The sequence below is a fragment of the Sphingomonas sp. CCH9-E2 genome, from assembly GCF_001557215.1.
In the GTDB taxonomy this organism is placed as follows: Bacteria; Pseudomonadota; Alphaproteobacteria; order Sphingomonadales; family Sphingomonadaceae; genus Sphingomonas.
This window is the reverse complement of the sequence record NZ_LSJM01000244.1, coordinates 1-852: the sequence shown is the minus strand read 5'-3', so window position 1 is coordinate 852 and position 852 is coordinate 1. Positions and strand designations below refer to the sequence as shown.

The following is an 852-nucleotide window of genomic DNA, read 5'->3' as shown; positions in this document are numbered from 1 at the left end:
CCGCCGGCGAAGCCGGTGGTGGAGGGGCGGCCGCGCAGACGGCCGTAAACAGCTCGGCAAATTCCGCCCTCTCCGGGGCGGCCCCTCCGTCAGCGCTCGCGCTGCCACCTCCCCCAGCGAGCTGGGGGAGGAATGGGATGGACTTTCCCCCTCCCCTCGCCTATAGGCGCGCGCTTCCGGTCAGGGTCATCCCTGGAGGCCTGGGCGGAATTGGAAACACTTTAGCGCATTGGAACGACATATGAGCGACACGCTTACGCTGTCGGCCGAGACGCGCGACCGGGTTGGCAAGGGAGCCTCCCGGGCGCTGCGTCGTGAAGGCCGCGTCCCCGCCGTGATCTACGGCAACAATCAGGAACCGACGAGCATCCACCTTGACGAGCGCGCGCTCTACAAGGCGCTGCACACCGGCCACTTCATGAACTCGGTCGTGATGATCGAAGGTCTGGGCGGCAAGGCGATCCGTACGCTTCCCAAGGACGTCGCTCTCGACGTGGTGACCGAACGTCCGGTCCATGTCGATTTCCTGCGTATCTCTGAACATGCCACCGTCACCGTGTCGGTTCCGGTCGTGTTCGCGGACGAAGACGCCTCGCCGGGCCTGACCAAGGGCGGCGTGCTCAACATCGTCCGTCACGAACTCGAAGTCGTGTGCGACGCAGCCGAGATCCCCAGCGAGATCACCGTTTCGGTGAAGGGTCTGGACCTGGGCGAATCGCTGCACATTTCGGCCGTGACCCTGCCCAAGGGCGTGACGAGCGCGATCGAAGACCGCGACTTCACCATCGCGACGATCGCGGCTCCGGCAGCACTGGTCGCCGAGCAGGCCGCTGAGGCTGGCGAGACCGAGGA

The 852-nt window shown here is 66.0% G+C and carries 1 protein-coding gene; it reads left to right on the top strand.

Features of this window, described 5'->3' with window-relative positions; genetic code table 11:
• Window positions 1-241 precede the first annotated feature (241 nt).
• The coding region (locus AX681_RS11545) for a 50S ribosomal protein L25/general stress protein Ctc (RefSeq protein ID WP_066682277.1) at window positions 242-852 on the top strand (611 nt) is incomplete at its 3' end.